This is a genomic window from Serratia sp. A07 (genome assembly GCF_058725505.1).
Genome location: NZ_JBZXDO010000008.1, coordinates 165,727 through 188,199, shown reverse-complemented (window position 1 = coordinate 188,199; position 22,473 = coordinate 165,727). Strand labels below are relative to the sequence as shown.

The following is a 22,473-nucleotide window of genomic DNA, read 5'->3' as shown; positions in this document are numbered from 1 at the left end:
AAAAATAGGGGCGGCGCTGAAGATATGGCCTTCCTTATGGCATGAAGTTGAAATAAAAATCAATACTTCAATAAGTTAGTTGCATCGCGTTTTTCGATGTTTACATGCAAAAGCGGGAATGGTAGCCGGGGTGGCCAACGGGGTAGTCTGCGAATGTTGCTCAAATGTTTCAATTCATCGCAGATCAAGACAAGGAAACGCCATGCTGAACCAACCCCAAAGCGGTAACGACATGCCGCGCTTTGCCGGTATTCCCACCATGATGCGCCTGCCCGCGGCCGACCAGGCGCACGGTCTGGATGCCGCCTTTGTCGGCATTCCGCTGGATATCGGCACCTCCAACCGCAGCGGCACCCGCTATGGCCCGCGCCAGATCCGCCAGGAGTCGGTGATGATCCGCCCTTACAACATGGGCACCGGCTCCGCCCCGTTCGAACGTCTGCAGGTGGCCGATCTGGGGGATGTCGCCATCAACCCTTACAGCCTGGCGGACAGCGTGCAGCGCATCGAGGCGGCTTACCACGAGATCCTGGCGCACGGCTGCATGCCGTTGACGCTCGGCGGCGACCACACGCTGACGCTGCCGGTGCTGCGCGCCGTCGCCCGTCGGCATGGCCCGGTCGGGCTGATCCACGTCGATGCGCATTCCGACACCAACGAGGAGATGTTCGGCGAACAGCTGGCGCACGGCACCACCTTCCGCCGCGCGTTCGAGGAGGGGCTGCTGGCGCCGGAAAAGGTGGTGCAGATTGGCCTGCGCGGCAGCGGCTATGCGGCGGACGACTTCGACTGGTCACGGCGCCAGGGCTTCCGCGTGGTGCCGGCCGAGGCCTGCTGGCACCGGTCGCTGACGCCGCTGATGGCGGAGATCCGTGAACAGATGGGCGATGCGCCGGTTTACCTCAGCTTCGATATCGACGGACTGGATCCGGCCTTCGCACCGGGCACCGGCACGCCGGAAGTCGGCGGGCTGTCGGTCTGGCAGGGGCTGGAGATCGTGCGCGGCTGCCACGGGCTGAACCTGGTGGGCGGCGACGTGGTGGAGGTGTCGCCACCTTACGATCGCTCCGGCAACACGGCGCTGCTGGCCGCCAACCTGCTGTTTGAAATGTTGTGCGTGCTGCCGGCCCGCTGAGGCCGGTGCGCTGACCCTACCGGCGGAGCGGTTGCGTCGGGGCCCCTGATAACAATAACAACGGAGTGGAGGTACCCATGAATCTCGATCTGCTGGTCGTGGTGTTTTACTTTCTGGTGATAGGCGCGGTGGGGTGGATGGGCATTCGCCGCGCCAATTCCAAAGAGGCGTATCTGGTCGCCGGGCGCAATCTGGGGCCGGGGCTGTATTTGGGCACGCTGTCGGCGGTGGTGCTCGGCGGCGCGTCGACCATCGGCAGCGTCAAACTCGGCTACACCTACGGCATCTCCGGCGTCTGGCTGTGCGGTGCGCTCGGGCTGGGCATCGTGGTGCTGAGCCTGGTGCTGGCCAAGCCGCTGCTCAAGTTGAAGCTGTATACCGTCAGTCAGGTGCTGTCGCGGCGCTATCACCCGGCGGCGCGGGTCACCAGCGGCGCGATCATGCTGGCGTATGACCTGATGGTGGCGGTGACCTCGATCATCGCCATCGGCAGCGTGATGCAGGTGATGTTCGGCCTGTCGTTCAGCGCGTCTATCCTGCTCGGCGGCGGGCTGGTGGTGCTGTATTCGACGCTGGGGGGCATGTGGTCGCTGACGCTGACCGACATCATTCAGTTCATCATCATGACCGTCGGCATGATGCTGGTGCTGATGCCGATGAGCATCGTCAAGGCCGGCGGCTGGGAAGCCTTCACCAGCCTGCTGCCCGCCGGTTACTACCAACTGTCGTCGATCGGGTTGGACACCATTCTGGTGTTCTTCCTGATCTACTTCTTCGGCATTCTGATCGGCCAGGACATTTGGCAGCGGGTGTTTACCGCCCGCAGCGCCAACGTGGCGCGCTTCGCCGGGCTGGGGGCGGGCGTCTATTGCGTGCTGTACGGCGTGACCGGCGCGCTGATCGGCATGGCCGGCAAGATCGTACTGCCGTCGCTCAGCAACACCGACGGCGCCTTTGCCGCCATCGCGCAGGCGGTGTTGCCGGTCGGCGTCAGCGGGCTGGTGGCCGCCGCGGCGTTGGCAGCGCTGATGTCCACCGCCAGCGCCTGCCTGCTGGCCTCTTCCACCATCGCGCTGGAGGACGTATTGCCGGCCATCCGGCGCAAACCTTCCGGCGGGTTGGCCGCCGGGCGCTTCACCACGCTTCTCATGGGCGTGGTCATGCTGGGGCTGGCGTTTGTGGTACGCGACGTGCTGGCGGCGCTGACGCTGGCTTACAACCTGTTGGTGGGCGGCATGCTGATCCCGCTGGTGGGGGCGATCTTCTGGCCGCGCGCCACCAGCGCCGGGGCCATCGCCAGCATGCTGACCGGCAGCCTGTGCGTGGTGGGGCTGATGATCTGGCACGGCATCGACGCCAACAGCCCGATCTACGGCGGCCTGCTGGGCGGCGGCGGCGCCTTCGTGTTGGGCAGCCTGTTGAGCCGCCCGGCAGCGCAGCTGCAGCCGCAAACCGAGCGTTGAGACGAGGCTAATGATCGCGACGAGGTGGAACATGAACAATCGCAATGTGGCGTCACGCCCAAAAATTGAAGTGCGCTCGATAGACTATGTGCCCCGTCACGAGCGGCATGGCAAGGTTTGGCATCAGGCGCCGTTTTGGTTTACCGGTAATTTCGTTTTGACGACGATGGTGGTCGGTTTCACCGGCCCGGCGCTGGGGCTGGGTGCGCTTTATTCGATGCTGGCCATTGCCGCCGGCGTAGGGTTCGGCACGTTCTTCATGGCGTGCCATGCCAACCAGGGGCCGCGCATGGGGCTGCCGCAGATGATCCAGTCGCGGGCCCAATTCGGCCTGCGTGGGGCCATCGTGCCCTTCGCCGCCGTGGTGTTTGTTTACATCGGCTTCAACGTGTTCAACGTTATTCTCGCGACCGATGCGATCAACACGGTGCTGCCGGGCCACCGTCTGCCCTGGTATGCGTTGTTGATCGCGGTGGCCGTGCTGTTGGCGATCGTCGGCCACGATATGCTGCATGCGGTGCAGCGCTGGCTGACCTATGTGATGATGGCGGTGTTCGGCGTGCTGACGATCGGCGCCGCGTTGTCGCTGCGGATGGATGCCGCCGTCGGCGCCGGGCATTTCTCGTGGGCGGCCTTTTTGATTCAGCTGTCGGCCGCCGCCGGCTACCAGATCAGCTACGCGGTGTACGTTTCCGACTATTCGCGCTATCTGCCGCAGGAAACGCCGTCTGCCAACGTGATCTTTTGGACTTATCTGGGGGCGGCAGGATCGGCGCTTTGGCTGATGTCGCTGGGCGCGTTTCTGGCTTCAGCCTTACCGGCCCCCGATGCGATCGGCAGCGTACAGGCGGTGGGTAATGCCGTTTACCCGGGGTTTGGCACGCTGGCCGTGCTGATCGCCGTGCCCTCGCTGGTCGGCATCATGGCGGTCAACTGTTATGGCGCAATGCTGACCAGCCTCAGCGCGATTGACGCGTTCCGTAAAGTGACGCCGACGTTGAGGTTACGCATGATCGGCATTGGCGTCGTCGCCCTGACGGTGTTTGCGGTGGCGTTGGCTATCCCGGCAAGCTATCTCGCCAGCTTCAACACCTTCGTGCTGCTGATGCTGTATTTCCTGGTGCCCTGGACGGCGGTGAATCTGATGGACTTTTACGTGGTGCGCGGCGGGCATTACGCGATCGGTGAAATCTTCAACCCGGCGGGGATCTACGGCTGCTGGGGGCGCCCTGGCCTGACGGCCTACGCGATCGGCCTGCTGGCGATGGTGCCGTTCATGACGTTGGGCTTTTACACCGGCCCCTTTGCTGTTTTACTGGGCGGTGCGGATATCGCTTTTCTGGTCGGCCTGCTGGTGGCCGGGAGCGTTTATGTCGTGATGTGCCGGAAGCTCGATCTTGAAGCTGAACGGCGGGTGGCGTTGTGCTGCGAGGGTTTATTGGAAGGAGAACGGGAGTGAAGGAAAAAATCAGCGTCGCATGCTGCCAGTTAGCGTTGCGGGTCGGGGAAGCGGAACACAATCGGGCGCTGTCCGCCCAGGCGATCCGCCGTGCGGCGCAGCGCGGCGCCAACGTCATCGTGCTGCCGGAGCTGGTGAACAGCGGCTACGTGCTGCGCGATAAGGCGGAGGCACGGGCGTTGGCCGAGGCCGAAGACGGGCCGAGCCTCAGCCTGTGGGGAGCCCTGGCGCGCGAGTTGGATGTGGCGATCGTCGCCGGTTTCTGCGAGCGCCTGCCCGATGGCGAGGTGGCCAACAGTGCGGCATTGATCGATGCGCAGGGGGTGAGGGCGATTTATCGCAAAGCGCACCTGTGGCACGAAGAGAGCACCATTTTTACCGCCGGCGATCGGCCGCCGCCGGTCATCGAGACCCGCTTCGGCCGGTTGGCGGTGATGATCTGTTACGATCTCGAATTCCCGGAGTGGGTGCGGCTGCCGGCGCTGGCCGGCGCTCAGCTGCTGTGCGCGCCCGTCAACTGGCCGCTGGTGCCGCGCCCGCAGGGCGAACGGCCGGCGGAGATGGTGAAGGCGCAGGCCAACGCCGCCGTCAATCGGCTGTTCATCGCGGTGTGCGATCGTTGCGAAACGGAGCGCGGCGTTGCGTGGATCGGCGGCTCGGCGATCGTCGACGCCGACGGTTACCCGTTGACGCAGAGCCTGGCGGGCGAAGGCATGGTGCTGGCATCGATGGATATCGGCGCGGCCGATGACAAGCGCATCGGCCGCCACAATCACGTGCATCGCGATCGGCGGCCGCTGCTGTATTGAAGCGGCGGGGCGGGCTGCCCCGCAGAGGGTTTTTGCCGGCGGCAACAGCCGCCGTTTTGGCGCTTACAGCCAGCCCGATTTCTTCAGCTTCTGATACAGGAAAATGCAGCCGACGGCGGTCACCCCCAGCGTGGCGTGGTAGGCCCACGGGAACTTCAGCTCCGGCATATCGGCGAAGTTCATGCCGTACAGGCTGAAGACCACCGTCGGAATGGCCAAAATCGCCCCCCAGCCCGCCAGCCGTTTCACCACTTCGTTCTGCTTGACCGTCACCAGCGCCAGGTTGACGTGCATGGCGTTGGTCAGCATTTCACGCATGTCGTCGATATTGCTGACCACCTGATGCGCGTGATCCTGCACGTCGCGCACGTAGGCGCGCAGCTCTTTCGGGATCACCTCTTCGTGCAGGCGGATCAGCTGGTTGCAGATTTCATCCATCGGCAGCGCGGCGTTGCGCAGCGCCAGCAGATGGCGGCGCAGGGTATAGACGTTCTCGATCGCCGCCTGATCGAACTCCGACTGGAACATGTTGGCTTCGATATTCTCGATGGTACTCTCGAAGCGCGCCACCACGCTGCGGTAGTTGTCCACCACGAAGTCCAGCACCGAATAGAGGGCGAAGCCCGGCCCGCGGCACATCTGCTTGCGGTTCTCTTCCGCCTTGGCGCGGATCGGTGCGTAGCTGGGCGAGGCGCCGTGGCGCACCGTCACCAGAAAGTTTTTGCCGACGAAGAAGTGGGTTTCACCGTATTCGATTTCGTCGTGCTCGCCCCACTGCGCGGTTTTGACCACGATGAACAGCGAATCGCCGTAGGTCTCCAGCTTCGGCCGCTGGTGCGCGCACAGCGCGTCTTCGATCGCCAGATCGTGCAGGCCGAACTCCTCCTGCACCTTGCGCATAAACGCCGGTTCCGGCTGCCGGAGCCCCAGCCAGACGAAGGTGTCCGGCTGTTTGACCACCTCGCTGATATCGTCGATGGTGACTTCGCCCAGCCGTTGGCCGGCTTTGTACGCCACACAGTTCACCACCATGCTTTTGCTGTCCATCCGTCCATCCATTAATCAGTCAGGGTTTTGGTGAGAAAATAACACTCATGTTCCACCGGATAATCTTTCAGCGTCATTTGCAGCTGATAGCCGAGTTTTTCGTAGAACGGCCGCGCCTGGAAGCTGAAGGTATCCAGGCGAGCGTAGCGGCAGCCGCGCGCCTGCGCCTCGCGTTCGGCGGCGCGCATCAACCGGCCGCCGAGGCCGCTGCCGCGTTGGGAGTCCGCCACCCACAGCCACTCGACGCTCAGCCAGTTGCCCCAGGTTTCGGCGGTCAGCCCGCCGATCACCGTGCCGGCCTCGTCGCGCGCATAGACGCTGAGCGGCTTGCGGTGACGGGCGTCGATATGCGGCAGGTTGTAAGCGCGCAGGCCTTGCCTGATCGCATCGAGGGTGTGTTCGTCAATCGCGTCGGTAACGGTAATGTCCATGATTCCTCCTGGGTGATGCGTTAACTTAAGCACACTGCGGCCAAAAGGCAACCTGTTGAAATGTAATGCAAACGACCGCGCCCGCTGAGTGGGCTACACTAAACGGGTCATTTCACCCCCAGGAGGATGCCATGCCCCGATTGACTTTGCTGGCCGGTTTGCTGCTGTGCAGCGGCCTGCTGCACGCCGCGCCGACGGTCAGCCAACTGCAAGACGGCCTGGAACACCCGTGGTCGCTGGCCTTTTTGCCGGCGGAACAAGGCCTGCTTATCACCGAGCGGCCCGGCCGGCTGCGGCTGTGGCAGCAGGGCAAAGGCCTGTCGCCGCCGATCGCCGGCGTGCCGCAGGTTTACGCCGAGGGGCAGGGCGGCCTGCTGGAGGTGTTGCCGGCCCCCGACTTCGCCGCCAGCCGCCGGGTGTACCTCAGCTTCGCCGAACCGGGCGAGGGCGGCAAAGCCGGCACGGCGGTCGGCTACGGCCGTTTGAGCGAAGACGGCGCGCGGCTGGAAAACTTCAAGGTGATCTTCCGCCAGCTGCCCAAGCTGTCGGTCGGCAATCACTTCGGCGGCAAGCTGGCGTTCGACCGGCAGGGCTACCTGTTTATCGCGCTGGGCGAAAACAACCAGCGGCCGACGGCGCAGGAGACCGACAAGCTGCAGGGCAAGCTGGTGCGGCTGACCGCCGAAGGCGCAGTGCCGCCGGACAACCCCTGGGTCGGCCAGGCCGGCAAACGGCCGGAAGTTTGGTCCTATGGCCACCGCAATCCGCAAGGGCTGGCGTTGAACCCGTGGAGCGGCGCGATCTGGGAACACGAGCACGGCCCGCGCGGCGGCGATGAGCTCAACCTCCCGCAGCCGGGTAAAAACTACGGCTGGCCGCTGGCCACCTACGGCATCAATTATTCCGGCCAGCCGATCCCGGAGGCCAGGGGGGAACGGGTGCCCGGCACCGAACAGCCGCTACACTATTGGCGGGTTTCGCCCGGCCTCAGCGGCATGGCGTTTTATGACGGGCAGCGCTTCCCCGCCTGGCGGCACTCGCTGTTCATCGGCGCGCTGGCGCAAAAGGAGCTGATTCGCCTGACGCTGGAAGGCGACAAGGTGGTGGCGGAAGAGCGGTTGCTGGGCGATCGCGGCGAGCGCATTCGCGAGGTACGCAGCGGGCCGGATGGCTACCTGTATCTGCTGACGGACGAGCGGGACGGCAAGCTGCTGAAAGTCGGGGCGTCGTAACGCCCCGCAGCGATCAGGTGAGTTCGCTCATCACGCCGCGCTGGTAGGCGGGGCGAGCGCGCAGCTGCTGATACCAGCGCTCCATGTTCGGCCGCGAGCGGCGGGCGATCGGCATCTCGAACCAGGCGTAGGCGAAGCTGCCGAGCGGAATATCGCCAAAGCCGAACGCGTCGCCGGAGAGGTAAGGCTGATGTGCCAGCGCCTGTTCAATGACGTCGAAGTGTTTTTCCAGCGCGGCGATCGCCGCTTCGATTTTCGCCATGTCGCGCAATTCCGGCGCGGTGCGTATCAGGCCCCAAAAGACGATGGTGAAGGCCGGGACGATAGTCGAGGTAGTCCAGTCCATCCACTTCTCGGCGGCGGCGCGCGCCTGCAGATCTTGCGGATAGAACGTCGCGTCGCCGAATTTCGCCGCCAGATAGCGCACGATGGTGTTGGATTCCCACAGCACGAAGTCATCGTCCTGCAGCAGCGGCACCAGGCCGTTCGGGTTCAGCGCGCGGTAACTCTCTTCGTTCACCTTGCCGAACGCGCCGCCGGCGTTGATGTGGGTATAGCTCAGCCCCAGTTCGGCGGCGCACCACAGCACCTTCCTGACGTTGTTCGAATTCTCACGACCCCAAATGGTCAGCATGGGATAACTCCGTTAGCGGATTAAAGACCCTTAATACCTACGCCACAACGCGCTTTTTGTCACACCACAGGGCACTTTTTGCCTGCCGCTCAGCGCTCCCAACGGCACACTTCCCAGCCATGCTCCGCCGCCAGCGCGCTCAACTCGCTGTCGGGGTTGATCACCGTAGCGCTGTCGACGAATTGCAGCATCGCCTTATCGTTGAGGGAGTCGCTGTAGCCGTGGCTGTGTTCGAATTTCAGGTGCGGATGCTGCGCCAGCCAGTGTTGCAGGCGGATCACCTTACCCTGTTGGTAGGTCATGGTGCCGTAGGTGTTGCCGGTGAAGCGGCCGTCGCTGATTTCCACGCCGATCGCCAGCGCATCGTCGGCGCCGAGTTGTTCGGCGATCGGCGCCACCAGGTGCTCGCCGGTGGCGGAGATCACCAGGATGCAGTCGCCGCGCTCGCGGTGCCACTGCAGGCGCTCACGGGCGGCGGGATAGACGCGCGGCAGGATATCGCGGCGAATGTAGCGTTGCACCCAGCCGGCCACGGTTTGCACGCTCAGGCCGGTCAGCGGCGCCAGCGTAGCCTGCATATAGTCCTCCATCGACAGCTTGCCCTGATAATAGAGCTGCATCAGCTGCTGCTCCTGCAGTTCCAGCTCCGCCGGCGCGAAGCCCTGGCCGACCAGCCAGCGGATCCACAGGCTGGCGCTGTCATCGTCAATCAGGGTTTCATCCAGGTCGAATAAGGCTAAATCCATCAGTATTTCTCCGGCAGGCAGGGTATGAGGTCGTTTACAGGATAGCGGATAGCGCCCATCGCCAGCCAGCGGCGTCGGCGAAATTGCGCAGAGCATAAGAAACATTGATGACGGTTTTGCGACAGTTTGTTGAACGTTTGCATAACTTAGAACGCAACAATATTGGCCGCCCCGGCGAGCGCGGTGATAACTATGGGGCAAACGCAGCTACCCGCTGGAGAGAGAATGTTGATTATTAGCCTGTACGGCAGCCCGATCGCGATCTGGGAAGAAGAGGAACCGCATGATGACGCACCTGACGACGCTGAAGACGCTGCCGCTGCTGGATCTTTCGCAGCTTGACGGCGATGCGCGCCGGCGGCGCGCCTTTCTTGACGATTTGCGCGCGGCGGCCCGCGACGTCGGTTTTTTCTATCTGCGCGGGCACGGCGTGGACAGTGCGCTGAATGCGCGGCTGCAGCAGGGCGCGCGGCAATTTTTCGCGCTGCCGGAAGCCGACAAATTGGCGGTGCAGATGGTGCATTCGCCGCACTTTCGTGGTTACAACCGGGCGGCGGCGGAGCTGACGCGTGGCCAGCCGGACTGGCGTGAGCAGTTCGATATCGGCGCCGAACGCCCGGCGCTGACGCTGTCTGACGACACCCCGCGCTGGGCGCGTCTGCAGGGGCCAAACCAGTGGCCGGCGGCGCTGCCGACGCTGAAACCGCTGCTGCTGCAGTGGCAACAGGCGATGACCGCCATGTCGCTGCGGCTGCTGCGCGCTTTCGCTTTGGCGCTGTCGCTGCCGGAGCAGGCTTTCGATCGCTTGTACGGCGAGAAGCCCAACGAACACATCAAACTGATTCGCTACCCGGGGCGGGACGCTACCGCCAGCGCACAGGGCGTCGGCGCGCACAAGGACTCCGGCTTTCTCAGCTTCCTGCTGCAGGACGCGCAAAAAGGGCTGCAGGTGGAGGTGAGCGAAGGGCGGTGGATTGACGCCCAGCCGCGTGAGGACACCTTCGTGGTGAACATCGGCGAGCTGCTGGAGCTGGCGACCAACGGCTACCTGCGCGCCACGGTGCACCGGGTGGAAACGCCGCCGGCGGGGCGCGACAGGCTGTCGATCGCCTTCTTCCTCGGCGCGCGCTTGGACGCGGTGGTGCCGTTGTATCAACTGCCGCCGCAGTTGGCGGCGCAGGCGCGCGGCCCGGCCAGCGATCCGCTCAACCCGCTGCTGCGCGACGTAGGGTATAACTACCTGAAAGGCCGCATCCGTTCCCACCCCGATGTGGCACAGCGCTTTTATCGGGACGTCATCGGCGTCTGAACATCAGGCACAAAAAAGCCCGGCGCGTCGGCCGGGCTGATGGCGATTGATTCTGGCGATTATTCCGCCAGCGCCTGCTGCAGATCGGCGATCAGATCTTCCACATCCTCAATCCCCACCGACAGGCGCACCAGCTGCGGCGTGATGCCGGTTGCCAGGCGCTGTTCCAGCGGAATGGAGGCGTGCGTCATGCTGAACGGCTGGCTGATCAGGCTTTCCACGCCGCCCAGGCTTTCTGCCAGAGTGAACAGGCGCGAGCGCTGGATGACCCGGCGCGCATAGGCGTCGTCGCCTTTCAACCGCACCGAGATCATGCCGCCGAAGCGCGTCATCTGGCGCGCCGCCAGCTCATGCTGCGGGTGGCTCGGCAGGCCGGGATAGTAGACGTTTTCCACCTGCGGCTGGCTCTCCAGCCACTGGGCGATGCGCAGTGCGCTGTCGCTGTGGCGCTGCATGCGCAGGGCCAGGGTGCGGATGCCGCGCAGCGTCAGGAAGCTGCTGAACGGATCGAGAATGCCGCCGACCGCGTTTTGCAGGAAACCGAGCTGCTCCGCCAGCGCCGGGTTATCCCCCACCGCCGCGACGCCGGCCACCACGTCGGAGTGGCCGTTGAGGTATTTGGTGGCGGAGTGCACCACCACGTCAAAGCCCAGATCCAGCGGACGCTGCAGATACGGCGAAGCGAAGGTATTGTCCGCCACGCTGATTAGCTGATGCTTTTTGGCGATCGCGGCGATGGCGCTCAGATCCGCCAGTTTCAGCAAGGGGTTGGTCGGGGTTTCCACCCAGATCATTTTGGTATCCGGCTCGATCGCCTGTTCCAGCCCGGCGAGATCCGCCGGTGACACGTAGGTGACGCGCAGGCCGGCGGTGCGGCTGCGCACCTTTTCCAGCAGGCGATAGGTGCCGCCGTACAGGTCGTCCACCGCGATCAGGTGGCTGTCTTTATCGAGCAGCTCCAGCACCGTGGAACAGGCCGCCAGGCCGGAGGCGAAGGCGTAGCCGCGGCTGCCGCCTTCCAGTTCGGCGATGGCGCTTTCCAGCGCGGTGCGCGTCGGGTTGGCGCTGCGGGAGTATTCGTAGCCGGTATGCTCGCCCGGCGCCGGTTGGGCGTAGGTTGAGGTGGCGTAAATTGCCGGCATCACGGCGCCGGTGGCGTCCGGGGTGTAACCGGCGTGAACGGTCAACGTATCAAACTTGGCCATAATGGGTCCTTATTAACGTAATTTTTGGCGCCAGGCGTTTAGCACGTCTGTGCGGGTAATCAGGCCGAGGAAGCGCTCGCCGTCGAGCACCACCGCGACGTGGCCATGGTTGAAGGTGGCCTGCAATTCTTCGTAGCCGGCTTCTTTTTGCAGCGTATGGACCCGCTTGGTCATTGCGCTACTGGCCGGCAGGCTGAAGTGGGCGGCGTCGGCCTGGACGGCGTTCAGCAGATCCCACTCATCGATCAGGCCGACCACCCGATCGCCTTCCAGCACCGGCAGCTGCGAGATGTCGTACAGCCGCATGCGGGCGTGCACGATCGCCAGCGTGTCGTCCGGCGCGGCAGAAACGGCGGCGCCTTCGTCGTGGCGGTAGGCGATCAGATCGCGCAGATCGCCGTGCTGCGGTTTGCTCAGCAGGCCCTGTTCCAGCATCCAGTGGTCGTTATACATTTTAGACAGGTATTTGTTGCCGCTGTCGCAGACAAAGGTCACCACTCGCTTGGGTTCGGTCTGTGCGCGGCAGTAACGCAGTGCGGCGGCCAGCAGGGTGCCGGTGGACGAGCCCGCCAGCACGCCTTCCTTGCGCAGCAGATCGCGCGCGGTGGTGAAGGCTTCTGCGTCGCCGATGCGGTAAGCGTGGCGGACCTGGTCAAAGTCGCTGAGCGGCGGGACGAAGTCTTCGCCGATGCCTTCCACCAGCCAGCTGCCCGCTTCCCCGATGTGGCCGTTGTCGAGATAGTCCGCCAGGATAGAGCCGGCAGGGTCGGCCAGCACGAATTCCGTCTGCGGCGAAACGTCGGCGAAATAGCGGCTCAGCCCGCCCAGCGTGCCGCCGGAGCCGACGCCAACCACGATAGCGTCTACGTCATGCTCCATCTGCTGCCACAGTTCGGGCGCGGTGGTGGTGGTATGGGCCGCCGGGTTGGCCGGGTTGTTGAACTGATCGATATAAAAGGCGCCGGGGATCTCCCCGGCCAGGCGTTTGGCGTAATCCTGATAGTAAGCCGGATGCCCCTTGCCGACGTCCGAGCGGGTCAGCAGCACTTCCACGCCCAGTGCGCGCAGGTGGAAGATCTTCTCGCGGCTCATCTTGTCCGGTACCACCAGCAGCAGCTTATAGCCTTTCAGCGCCGCCACCAGTGCCAGTCCCAGGCCGGTATTGCCGGCGGTGGCTTCGATGATGGTGCCGCCCGGCTGCAGCTTGCCGTCGCGCTCGGCCTGCTCGATCATTGACAGCGCCACGCGGTCTTTGATCGAACCACCGGGGTTTTGATTCTCCAGCTTGACGAACAGCCGGCACGGGCCGGTATCGAACTGGGTCAGTTCCAGCATCGGGGTATTGCCAATCATCTCGATGACGGAATGGGGGATCGCCATGACTCATCTCCAGGATTATTCGGTATAAAAGTCGTTATATGGATGATAGCGCTGAGGATAAGCGCTTTAAAAAGAACAAATAACGGTTCTATATGCCATTATGGAATATATTAATCTTTTTTAGACGTATAGATGCGCAGATGTTTAGCGGTGCAGATGCTTGGCCGTGTAGCCGTGGGTGGATGCAAAAATACGCGTCGCGATGCTTTTTTGAACGATAAGCGGGGGCCTGCGTACAGTTATGTAAAAATGCTGAAAATTCACGCTAAACCCTGCAAAAATAAGATAAATCACATAAACTCACAGCAAGGGCATTTTCGGTGCGTTGCGTTACCCGCTATGGGCGCCGCAGGGGGTTGCGGCCGGCACGCGCGCACCGGGCCACTCTCGCTGGTTGGCTTAAAACGTGAACATGTTTGAAAGTTAACGCTATTTCAATGGTTTGAATGGACACTCTGGCGACGTCATGATGAAAAAAAACTTATCCACTTCCCTGAAAAAACTGACCTTCAGCGTAGGCATCCTGTTGCTGGCCGCCCCGGCCGTGCACGCGGCCGAGCCGCCGGCGCCGCCGCAGGTAGACGCCAAAGCCTACATTCTGATGGATTACAACAGCGGCAAGGTGCTGACCGAAGGCAATGCCGACACCCGTCTCGATCCCGCCAGCCTGACCAAGATCATGTCCAGCTACGTGATCGGCCAGGCGATCAAGGCCGGCAAGATCAAGCCGGAAGACCTGGTCACCGTCGGCAAAGACGCCTGGGCGCCCGGTAACCCGGCGCTGCGCGGTTCTTCGCTGATGTTCATCAAGCCGGGCGATCAGGTGCCGGTACTGGAGCTGAATAAGGGCATCGTGATCCAGTCGGGCAACGACGCCAGCATCGCGCTGGCGGACTACGTGGCGGGCAGCCAGGATTCGTTCGTCGGCCTGATGAACAACTACGCCAAATCCCTGGGCCTGCAGAATACCCACTTCCTGACGGTGCACGGTCTGGATGCGGAAGGGCAGTACAGCACGGCGCGCGACATGGCGCTGCTGAGCCAGGCGCTGATCCGCGACGTGCCGGACGAATACGCGCTGCATAAAGAAAAAGAGTTCACCTTTAACAAGATCCGCCAGATTAACCGTAACCGCCTGCTGTGGAGCAGCAACCTGAACGTCGACGGTATCAAGACCGGTTACACCAGCGGCGCCGGCCATAACCTGGTGGCGTCGGCCACCGACGGCCCGATGCGTCTGATCTCGGTGGTGCTGGGCGCGCCGAGCGATCGCGTACGCTTCAGTGAAAGCGAAAAGCTGCTGACCTGGGGCTTCCGCTTCTATGAAACCGCGACGCCGATCAAGGCCGATAAGCCGTTCGTCACCCAGAAAGTGTGGTTCGGCGACGTCAGCGAAGTGCCGCTCGGCGTAGCGAAAGACGCCTCGGTCACCATTCCGAAAGGGCAGATGAAAAACCTGAAGGCCAGCTACAAGCTGACCCAGCCGACGCTGGAAGCACCGCTGGCGAAAAACCAGGTGGTCGGCACCATCGATTTCCAGCTGGACGGCAAAACCATCGAGCAACACCCGCTGGTGGTGATGCAAGAGGTGAAAGAGGGCAACTTCTTCAGCCGCATCTGGGATATGGTGATGATGAAGCTGAGCCAGTGGTTCGGCGGGATCTTCGGCTAAATACCCTGATGTGAGGCGCGCGCCCCGGGCGCAAGATTCTCGACCAAGCCGCAACGGAGACGTTGCGGCTTTTTTTCGCGAGTTCCTGGGTCGCGGTGATTAAAAGTAGTCCACCAGCATGGTGGCGCCGCTGGTGAAATCGCCTTCCGCCAGGGTGACGGCGCTGTTTTTCACCGGCACTGCATCAAGCGTCGGCGGATTGGCGTAATCGATGTTCAGCGGCGTATTGATGGCGAAGGCCTTACCGTTGGCCAACAGCTTGATGCCCAATCCATTGACGCTGCTGGTTAACACGCTGCCGTCGAAGGCCGCCGCGCCGCCCATGATCTTCATTTTCAGCTGGCGGCTGTTATCCAGAAACTCGCATTTGATGCTGTAATCGATGCGTTGCATATAGCGATTGCCGTCGATGCGCTTGATGCCGACCTTGCCGAAGTCGATATCGATGGTGCGCCCGTCATTGATCACGCAAGGCGGAGGCGCCACCACGGTGGCGGTGATGTTGACCTTGGTGCCCTGGTCGGCGGCCTGGGTGGTGGCGCTGATCAGGCTCAGCGACCACAGCAGAGCGCAGCGTGTTTTTTTCGTCATGTTCATTCTGGCTCCCGTTTCAAGGTGCGCTGAAGATCAGCGTGGCCGAGCCTGACAGCGGGCCGGTGGCGATGCTGGTGTAAGGCACATTGTTCTTCACCGGCACAAAGGTTACGGTGTCGTTGCCCAGCCCGTTGACGATGCGCGTTCTGAAGGCATTGTTGGGCTTTACCACCGTGCCGTTGTACACCATGGCCACGCCGACGTTAGGGTTGCTGGTTTTGATAAAATCGCTGGAGAAGCCACTGGCGTCGCTGACCATGCGGATCAGAATATCCTGCGTCGCGCTCTGGTCGTCGCATTGGTAGCTGAGCGCCTTGTCCTGTTTGATTTGGGCGTCGCTGGCGCTTTGAGTCAGAAAGTCCTGGCGGATCTGGCCAAAGTCGACATTGATTTGCTGGCCGTTGTTGATGGTGCAACTGGTGGTGACGAAGTAGGCGTCGTTGTCGGCGATCAGGCGCCAGCGATAAACGCCGCACTGCGGGCAACCCGGCTGATCGTTGGTCTGAATAAAGTTTATTTGGCCGATGACGTCGCCCTTGTTCACCTTGATGTCCGGCGTTGGGAAACGGTTCAACACGATATAGACCCGGATGGCGACCGACTGGGTCTGTAACCCGGTAAGGCTGAGTACGCTGATACCTGATGGCACCGGAGAGTTGTAATCGCTGCCGTTGATGGTGGTACCGCTGCCGATGGTGCCAAAAATCGCACTGTTCATCGACAGCGCCGGGCTGTCGGTTTTGAGATAGTCATACCAGCTCGCGACGTCGTTTTTACAGGTGACCTGGCTGACGTTGACGATTTCGTTTTTGCCATAAGAAAGCTGTGGCCCGATGCGTACCCGGACGTCAACCGGCGTGGTCGAGCCCCCGGGTGGAATCAGTCCGCCATCGGACGTGCGGCAGGTAAATGCGTTGGCATTGCCAAGCAGCATGAAGAAAGATAATGCCAGGCAGCAACGTAAAAATAGCAGGGCTGTTTTTCTCACGATAATATCCCAATATATATAAATAGTGTGCGGCATTACTCCGCAATGAAATATCGCCAATCAGGCCGGTTGGCCATATTTATTCCGTTAAAGGGGAGTGAGGGCATCTCTGTTGGGGATGCCGTCGTTATCACCGTTCAGCAACGCGGTGGGATACCACCTCAACGAGTTGTTGATAGAGCCGTCCGTCACAATCACTTTTTGCCGGGCGACAAGATCCAACAACAGCCGCCGAGCCCGGTAAACACCGACGTTGACGGCATTGGCCAGTTGCCGCGTCGATAGCCATTGCTGCGGCGGCGGCAGACCGGCGACGGGGCACTTGCGGGGTGACTGCGCAAATAATGTTTGCAGCAGATCGTGCTGCAATTGCCGTATTTCCTTTTGTTTCGGAGATAACGCTTCCATAGCACTTCCTCTGTATTCCGATTGCCGTATTCCTAAGAAAAAACAAACTTTCGCTGCCTACCAACAACGAGGTAAAACGCGAACAAAGAAAAATCCTATCTATTTATCAGGATTGAAAAAAAAGGCGTTGCCCGCCCCGTTTTTACCTATACCAAGGCAGGGGTGGCGTCACGCTGAAACCTAAAATTTTGGTTTATTATATTCACAAAGTGCCACTTTGCGATCTGATTACTTGGGAATCACAGAAAAACAGGATATTGCTCTATAAAAGCATCTTTTACGATCTATGAGCCTAAAAATAACAGTAAATTAACTTCAATTAGGAAATAAATTGCGAATGTTCGCCTTGATCAAAAAAAGCCTTTTTTTGCTTGGAGGCATTTGCCAGAATATTCATCGCCGGACAAGAAGGGCGGATTAGAAAGTATTGGTCTCTGCCTGTTGTGATTTTGTTTATTTTTATATGACGAATTCATTAATGGGTGGGCCGCTGCGAACTTGCCGTAATCGACATGTTTATTGTCGGTGCCTTTGGGTTTTGGCAGTTAACCAACCAGCAAGATGCTAAAGAATCAGGGCTGCGCATATATAAGCGCGAGCGGGTTTCCTGTTGCTCTTTTTCTTGATTGGAATATGCATTTTTTCTTATAAGGAATATAGGTTCTATGAAACTTAACAAAATCATGATGGCTGCAGTGATTGCATTTGGCGCAAGTTCTTTTGCACAGGCAGCCGATCAGGGACACGGTAAGGTCACCTTCACGGGCTCTATTATTGATGCGCCATGCTCTATTGCACCCGAGTCGATCGATCAGACCGTAGATCTGGGCCAGGTTTCCAACGTGGCGTTGAAAAACGGCGGCAAATCCAACCCGCGTCCGTTTGAAATCAAACTGGAGCAGTGTGATATCACCACGCTGAAAACCGTTAAAACCACCTTCAGCGGCGTAGCGTCGTCCACCGACAAGGATCTGTTGGGTATCGCGGGTACCGCCAGCGGCGCCGGCGTAGCCATCTCTTACAATGGTCAGCCGATCAAACTGGGTGAAGCGACTACCGCGCAGACCCTGAACACCGGCAACAACACTCTGCATTTCGCCGCCTACCTGCAGGGTGAAGGCGCTTCCGCCGCCATCGTTCCGGGCGATTTCACTGCCGTAGCCGATTTCACCCTGGCTTATCAGTAAGTGAGTCCGAAGGCTTAATCAACCAGGCATGGGGTTCGCCGCATGCCTGGTGAATCTCCCTGTCAAAGGAATGTCGCGATGTTTTTACCAAGGAATCGAGCGGGTGCCGTTCTTTTGGCGTCGTTGGCGTTTGCGCCCGGCTATGCAATTTCCGCCGCGCAGGGGTGGGGCAAAGTCAACATGCACGGCGCCATTATCGACACCGCCTGCGCCATTGCTGCCGGCAGCCGCGATCAGACGATCGATATGGACACTATTCCTCTCGGACAGATCATTCGTGACGGCCAGGGGATGACCAAACCTTTCAGTATCGAATTGGTCAATTGCATTTTGGAACGGCCGGAAAACAAGCCTGACTGGAAATTCTTTCAGGTCACGTTTGATGGTTATGCGGAAGGTGCTCTGTTTGGCGTACAGGGCGATGCGCGCGGCGTTGCCTTGGAGATAAAAGACAGCAGCGGCACGGCGGTTATTCCAGGGAAACCTTTGCCGATGGAGGGAATAATACCGGGAAACCGAGTGCTGAATTATTCCATGACGTTGATGCCGAATCACCAGCCGTTGAAGGTGGGAGCGTATTTTTCCACAGTGCGTTTTAAGCTGGATTATTTTTGATTTTTTCTCGTACTGACGGTTAATTCGTTATTGAAAGGACTTTATTATGCTTTCACCGGCAGGGAAGTTATTTCGTCTTCAGGCCTTGGGGCTTTGCGTTGCCCTTTCTCTGGGAAATCCAATCGCGTTGGTCTATGCCGCCGACGTGATTCAATTCAATACCGACGTATTGGACATCAACGATCGTAAAAATATCGATCTGAGCCAATTTACGCGCAGCGGCTACATCATGCCGGGCGTTTATACCATGGTGGTGCACGTCAATAAGAACGATCTGCCGGAACAGCCGGTAACGTTTATGGCGCCCGAGAACGATCCAAAAGGCAGCGAAGCCTGTCTTTCGCCGGAATTGGTCAACCAACTGGGGCTGAAAGAAAAACTGTTAAGCACGCTGAATTGGACGCACGGCGGCCGTTGCCTTGACGCTTCCAGTCTGGCGGGGATGGAAGCCCGCGGCGATCTTGCCAGCTCCTCACTGTATCTGAACATTCCTCAGGCCTATCTGGAATACAGCTCGGAAAACTGGGACCCGCCTTCGCGCTGGGATGACGGTATTCCCGGGCTGCTGTTTGACTATAACGTCAACGCCCAAACGCAAAAGCATCAGAAAGGCGGCAGCAGTTACAGCCTGAGCGGCAACGGTACCGGTGGCGCCAACCTGGGCGCCTGGCGTCTGCGCGCCGACTGGCAGGCCAACCTCAACCATCAGACCGGTTCTTCTCAGCCTACCGATAAACAGTTCGACTGGAGCCGCTATTACGCCTACCGGGCGATCCCGGCGCTGCGTTCGCGGCTGACGATGGGTGAGGATTACCTGAACTCCGACATTTTCGACAGCCTGCGCTTTACCGGCGTCAGTCTGCGATCCGACGACAGCATGTTGCCGCCCAACCTGCGCGGCTATGCGCCGGAAGTGACCGGCGTGGCGAAAACCAACGCCAAGGTGGTGGTCAGCCAGCAGGGGCGCGTGCTGTATGAAACGCAGGTAGCGGCGGGGCCGTTCCGCATTCAGGACATCAACGATGCGGTTTCCGGCGAGCTGGACGTGCGTGTCGAAGAGCAAGACGGCAGCGTGCAGGAGTTCAAGATGAACACCGCCAACATTCCTTATCTGACGCGGCCGGGTACGGTGCGTTACAAGCTGGCGACGGGCAAACCGTCAGAGTGGGGGCACCATCTGCGCGGGCCGATGTTCGGCACCGGCGAGTTCTCCTGGGGGATCAGCAACGGCTGGTCGCTGTACGGCGGGGGCATCGCCGGCGGCGATTACAACGCGCTGTCGCTGGGGATCGGGCGCGATCTGATGGCGCTGGGGGCGCTGTCGTTCGATGCCACGCAGTCGCGTGCGCGTTTGCCGCAGGATGGCACGCTGACCGGCGGTTCGTACCGGCTGAGCTATTCGAAGAACTTCGATGAATACGACAGCCAGGTCACCTTTGCCGGTTACCGCTTCTCCCAGGAAGATTTCATGAGCATGGGGGACTACCTGGATGCGCGTTACGAAGGGGGGCGCAGCGGCAAGAGCAAGGAGATGTACACCATCACCTTCAACAAGCAGTTCCGCGAACTGGGGTTGAGCACCTATCTCAACTACAGCCACCAAACCTACTGGGATCGGGCGCCGAACGATCGTTACAACCTGATGGTATCGCGCTACTTCGACATCGGCGATTTCAAGAACGTCAGCGTGTCGCTGTCGGCCTATCGCAACCGTTATAACGAGCGCAACGACGACGGGATGTATCTGTCGCTGTCGCTGCCCTGGGGCAGTGCAGGCACGCTCAGTTACAACATGACGCTCGATCGCGAAGAGAACGCTCACCGGGTCGGGTACTACAACCGGGTCGATGAACACAACAACTATCAGATCAGCGCCGGCGCCGCACGCAGCGGAGCGACGGCCAGCGGTTATTACAGCCATCAGGGCGACATGGCGCAGATCAACGCCAACGCCAGCTACCAGGCCGGCCGCTACAGCGCTGTCGGCATCGGTGCGCAGGGCGGCCTGACGATGGCGGCGGAAGGGGCGGTGCTGCACCGCGTCAATACGCCGGGCGGTACGCGCTTGCTGCTCGATACCGAAGGCGTCGCCGGTGTGCCGGTACGTGGCTACGGCAGTACGGTGCTGACCAACCGTTACGGCAAGGCGGTGGTGGCGGATGTAAATAGCTACTACCGCAACAAGGCCAGCATCGATCTCAACAGCCTGAGCGACAACGTCGAGGCGACGCGTTCCGTGGTGCAGGCCACGTTGACCGAGGGGGCCATCGGCTACCGCAAGTTTGAAGTGATTGCCGGTGAGAAGGCGATGGCGATCGTCAAGCTGGCGGACGGCAGCGAGCCGCCGTTTGGTGCCACGGTGCTGAATGCCCGCAAACAGGAGACCGGCATCATCAATGACGGCGGCAGCGTTTACCTGTCCGGCCTTAACCCCGGCGAGCGCATGAGCGTGCACTGGAACGGCGCGGCGCAGTGTGAAATCCAGCTGCCGTCGCCGCTGCCGGCCGAAATGTTGATGAACACGTTGCTGCTGCCTTGCCGTCCTCTTGCCGGCAGCAAGCCGGCGGCTGACGCCAACTGACATACACCCGGCGGAGCCCGCTCCGCCGCTAAACCGCCGGGGCGGGCTCGTCCGCTTACGGCCGACTGGAACCGTGAAGACATGATGAATCTGACTATGACCAGAAAGACCGTTTTCCTTGTGGGCCCGCTCGCCGCCGCGTTGACGATCGGCGCGGTCAGCCTGCCCGCTCATGCGGCTATCGCGCTGGATCGCACGCGCGTGATTTTCGACGGCGACCTGAAAACGGTCAGTCTCAACATCAGTAACCAGAACAAACAGTTGCCGTATCTGGCGCAGGGATGGATCGAAGACGATCGCGGCAACAAAATCCAAAGCCCTTTCACCGTGCTGCCGCCGGTGCAACGGGTGGAGCCGGGCAAACCGAGCCAGGTGAAGATCCAGTCGCTGCCGGCCGCGCGTCAGCTGCCGCAGGACAGGGAGACGCTGTATTACTTCAACCTGCGCGAGATCCCGCCGCGCAGCAATAAGCCGAACACGCTGCAGATAGCGCTGCAGACGCGCATCAAAATGTTTTATCGCCCGGCGGCGCTCGCCCCGAAAAAGAACGCCGCACCGTGGCAGGAGCAGCTGACGCTGACCCGGCAGGGCGACAAGTACGTGGTGAACAACCGGACCCCTTATTACGTGACGATCGTTGAGGCGAGCGCCGGCAAGGGCGGAAAAGGAGCGGCGGGCTTTGAACCGCTGATGGTGGCGCCGAAGGCCAGTGCCCCGCTGAACGTCTCCGCCGCGAGCCTCGGCAACGGCCCGTCGCTGGCATACATCAACGATTACGGTGGGCGGCCGCAGTTGAACTTCCGCTGCGCCGGCAATGCCTGCCAGGTCGTGCCGGTCGCCAAATGACGATCCGCGCGCAAGCAGGGAAGACAGAGTGAATACAGCGGAGTGAACGAATCATGCAACGAAAGATCCCCATGCTGTTGGGAAAGGCCTATGAACGTCATCAGCGACGCACTATCGGCCTGACGGTGTTGGCCGCGCTGATGGTACCGCTGACGGCAGGCACGATGCTGATGCTGATGCCGTCGGCCCGCGCGGTGGACAACTGGGACGTGGAGGGCGCGAACGGCACGCTCCACGTCTACGGCGCGTTGACGGAAAGCGCCTGCAGTCTGGAAATGACCAGCGCTCGTCAGGAAGTGTGGCTGGGGGAGACGGGGACGGCGCACTTCCAGCGCCCGGGCGATCGCGGCACGCCGGTGGCGTTCGAGCTGACGCTGAAAGACTGTCTGCGGGCGCCGGCGAGCAACCGCGACGCCTGGACCGGGGTTCTGGCCTGGAGCGGCAGTCAACCTGCGGTGTCCGTGGCGTTTGCCGCGCCTGCGGATGACGACGCGCCGGGTTTGGTCAGGGTGGCCGGCGTCACCGGCTTGGGGCTGCAGTTGGCGGATGCCAGCGGCCTGCCGGTGCGCCTCGGCGCGCGTAACAAACCGATCTTGCTGACGCCGGGGCAAAACACCCTGACGTATACGGTGACGCCGGTGCGAACCCCGGCGACGCTGAGCGCCGGCGCCTACCGTGCGGCGATCGATTTCCGCCTTTATTACGACTAATACGCCGCTTGCGTCGGACCGG

The 22,473-nt window shown here is 61.3% G+C and carries 21 protein-coding genes; 12 read left to right on the top strand and 9 right to left on the bottom strand.

Annotated elements, in window-relative coordinates; translation table 11 throughout:
- Positions 1-202 precede the first annotated feature (202 nt).
- The 4 genes from speB (at position 203) to AC4PR2_RS11465 (ending at position 4,866) form a co-directional block, all read left to right on the top strand.
- Positions 203-1,135: an agmatinase gene (gene speB, locus AC4PR2_RS11480; protein WP_033637774.1), complete on the top strand. Its 933-nt coding sequence runs from the start codon at positions 203-205 to the stop codon at positions 1,133-1,135.
- A gap of 77 nt (positions 1,136-1,212) precedes the next feature.
- Complete coding sequence (locus AC4PR2_RS11475; RefSeq protein WP_197801837.1) at positions 1,213-2,598, top strand: sodium:solute symporter family protein; 1,386 nt, start codon at positions 1,213-1,215, stop codon at positions 2,596-2,598.
- A 31-nt stretch (positions 2,599-2,629) separates the two neighbouring features.
- Positions 2,630-4,057: a purine-cytosine permease family protein gene (locus AC4PR2_RS11470; protein WP_337046449.1), complete on the top strand. Its 1,428-nt coding sequence runs from the start codon at positions 2,630-2,632 to the stop codon at positions 4,055-4,057.
- A complete protein-coding gene (locus AC4PR2_RS11465) occupies positions 4,054-4,866 on the top strand; it encodes a nitrilase-related carbon-nitrogen hydrolase (protein WP_337046450.1) in 813 nt (270 codons plus the stop codon). Before AC4PR2_RS11470 ends, AC4PR2_RS11465 begins: the two co-directional genes overlap by 4 nt.
- A 63-nt stretch (positions 4,867-4,929) precedes the next feature.
- Here AC4PR2_RS11465 and AC4PR2_RS11460 read toward each other — a convergent pair whose 3' ends face one another.
- Complete coding sequence (locus tag AC4PR2_RS11460; protein WP_055312326.1) at positions 4,930-5,913, bottom strand: magnesium and cobalt transport protein CorA; 984 nt, start codon at positions 5,911-5,913, stop codon at positions 4,930-4,932.
- A gap of 11 nt (positions 5,914-5,924) precedes the next feature.
- Positions 5,925-6,344 carry a GNAT family N-acetyltransferase gene (locus AC4PR2_RS11455; protein ID WP_033654621.1) on the bottom strand — a complete coding sequence of 140 codons (420 nt, stop codon included), beginning with the start codon at positions 6,342-6,344 and terminating at the stop codon, positions 5,925-5,927.
- A gap of 131 nt (positions 6,345-6,475) precedes the next feature.
- Between AC4PR2_RS11455 and AC4PR2_RS11450 the strand changes: the two genes are divergently transcribed.
- Positions 6,476-7,576, top strand: a complete 1,101-nt coding sequence (locus AC4PR2_RS11450; RefSeq protein ID WP_087762233.1) for a PQQ-dependent sugar dehydrogenase — start codon at positions 6,476-6,478, stop codon at positions 7,574-7,576.
- Between the two features lie 13 nt (positions 7,577-7,589).
- Here the strand turns inward: AC4PR2_RS11450 and AC4PR2_RS11445 are convergent, their stop codons facing one another.
- A complete protein-coding gene (locus AC4PR2_RS11445; RefSeq protein ID WP_197801828.1) occupies positions 7,590-8,210 on the bottom strand; it encodes a glutathione S-transferase N-terminal domain-containing protein in 621 nt (206 codons plus the stop codon).
- A gap of 89 nt (positions 8,211-8,299) precedes the next feature.
- Positions 8,300-8,956 carry an HAD family hydrolase gene (locus AC4PR2_RS11440; protein ID WP_004938759.1) on the bottom strand — a complete coding sequence of 219 codons (657 nt, stop codon included), beginning with the start codon at positions 8,954-8,956 and terminating at the stop codon, positions 8,300-8,302.
- Positions 8,957-9,242: 286 nt separating this feature from the next.
- Between AC4PR2_RS11440 and AC4PR2_RS11435 the strand changes: the two genes are divergently transcribed.
- Positions 9,243-10,265 (top strand): isopenicillin N synthase family dioxygenase, encoded by a 1,023-nt coding sequence (locus AC4PR2_RS11435; RefSeq protein WP_180548670.1) that lies wholly within the window; start codon positions 9,243-9,245, stop codon positions 10,263-10,265.
- Between the two features lie 59 nt (positions 10,266-10,324).
- Here the strand turns inward: AC4PR2_RS11435 and AC4PR2_RS11430 are convergent, their stop codons facing one another.
- Both AC4PR2_RS11430 and AC4PR2_RS11425 read right to left on the bottom strand, forming a co-directional pair.
- Positions 10,325-11,470, bottom strand: a complete 1,146-nt coding sequence (locus AC4PR2_RS11430; protein ID WP_025302206.1) for a trans-sulfuration enzyme family protein — start codon at positions 11,468-11,470, stop codon at positions 10,325-10,327.
- Between the two features lie 12 nt (positions 11,471-11,482).
- Positions 11,483-12,850, bottom strand: a complete 1,368-nt coding sequence (locus AC4PR2_RS11425) for a pyridoxal-phosphate dependent enzyme (protein ID WP_060440321.1) — start codon at positions 12,848-12,850, stop codon at positions 11,483-11,485.
- Positions 12,851-13,316: 466 nt separating this feature from the next.
- Between AC4PR2_RS11425 and AC4PR2_RS11420 the strand changes: the two genes are divergently transcribed.
- A complete protein-coding gene (locus AC4PR2_RS11420; protein WP_038881127.1) occupies positions 13,317-14,522 on the top strand; it encodes a serine hydrolase in 1,206 nt (401 codons plus the stop codon).
- Between the two features lie 99 nt (positions 14,523-14,621).
- On the opposite strand, the gene AC4PR2_RS11415 is transcribed toward AC4PR2_RS11420, so the two are convergent.
- From AC4PR2_RS11415 to AC4PR2_RS11405, 3 genes are all read right to left on the bottom strand, one after another.
- Positions 14,622-15,113: a fimbrial protein gene (locus AC4PR2_RS11415; RefSeq protein WP_225528983.1), complete on the bottom strand. Its 492-nt coding sequence runs from the start codon at positions 15,111-15,113 to the stop codon at positions 14,622-14,624.
- Positions 15,114-15,132: 19 nt separating this feature from the next.
- Positions 15,133-16,050: a fimbrial protein gene (locus tag AC4PR2_RS11410; RefSeq protein ID WP_197658433.1), complete on the bottom strand. Its 918-nt coding sequence runs from the start codon at positions 16,048-16,050 to the stop codon at positions 15,133-15,135.
- Positions 16,051-16,191: 141 nt separating this feature from the next.
- Positions 16,192-16,512 carry a hypothetical protein gene (locus AC4PR2_RS11405; RefSeq protein ID WP_047728024.1) on the bottom strand — a complete coding sequence of 107 codons (321 nt, stop codon included), beginning with the start codon at positions 16,510-16,512 and terminating at the stop codon, positions 16,192-16,194.
- 665 nt (positions 16,513-17,177) lie between these two features.
- Here AC4PR2_RS11405 and AC4PR2_RS11400 point away from each other — a divergent pair.
- The 5 genes from AC4PR2_RS11400 to AC4PR2_RS11380 all read left to right on the top strand — a co-directional run bounded on the left by AC4PR2_RS11400 (position 17,178) and on the right by AC4PR2_RS11380 (position 22,451).
- Complete coding sequence (locus AC4PR2_RS11400) at positions 17,178-17,699, top strand: fimbrial protein (RefSeq protein WP_025302212.1); 522 nt, start codon at positions 17,178-17,180, stop codon at positions 17,697-17,699.
- A 78-nt stretch (positions 17,700-17,777) separates the two neighbouring features.
- Positions 17,778-18,314, top strand: a complete 537-nt coding sequence (locus AC4PR2_RS11395; RefSeq protein WP_060421578.1) for a fimbrial protein — start codon at positions 17,778-17,780, stop codon at positions 18,312-18,314.
- Between the two features lie 46 nt (positions 18,315-18,360).
- A complete protein-coding gene (locus tag AC4PR2_RS11390) occupies positions 18,361-20,895 on the top strand; it encodes an outer membrane usher protein (protein ID WP_072271313.1) in 2,535 nt (844 codons plus the stop codon).
- 81 nt (positions 20,896-20,976) lie between these two features.
- A complete protein-coding gene (locus AC4PR2_RS11385) occupies positions 20,977-21,741 on the top strand; it encodes a fimbria/pilus periplasmic chaperone (protein ID WP_492175140.1) in 765 nt (254 codons plus the stop codon).
- Between the two features lie 71 nt (positions 21,742-21,812).
- Positions 21,813-22,451: a fimbrial protein gene (locus tag AC4PR2_RS11380; protein WP_100396929.1), complete on the top strand. Its 639-nt coding sequence runs from the start codon at positions 21,813-21,815 to the stop codon at positions 22,449-22,451.
- The last annotated feature ends 22 nt before the right edge of the window (positions 22,452-22,473 follow it).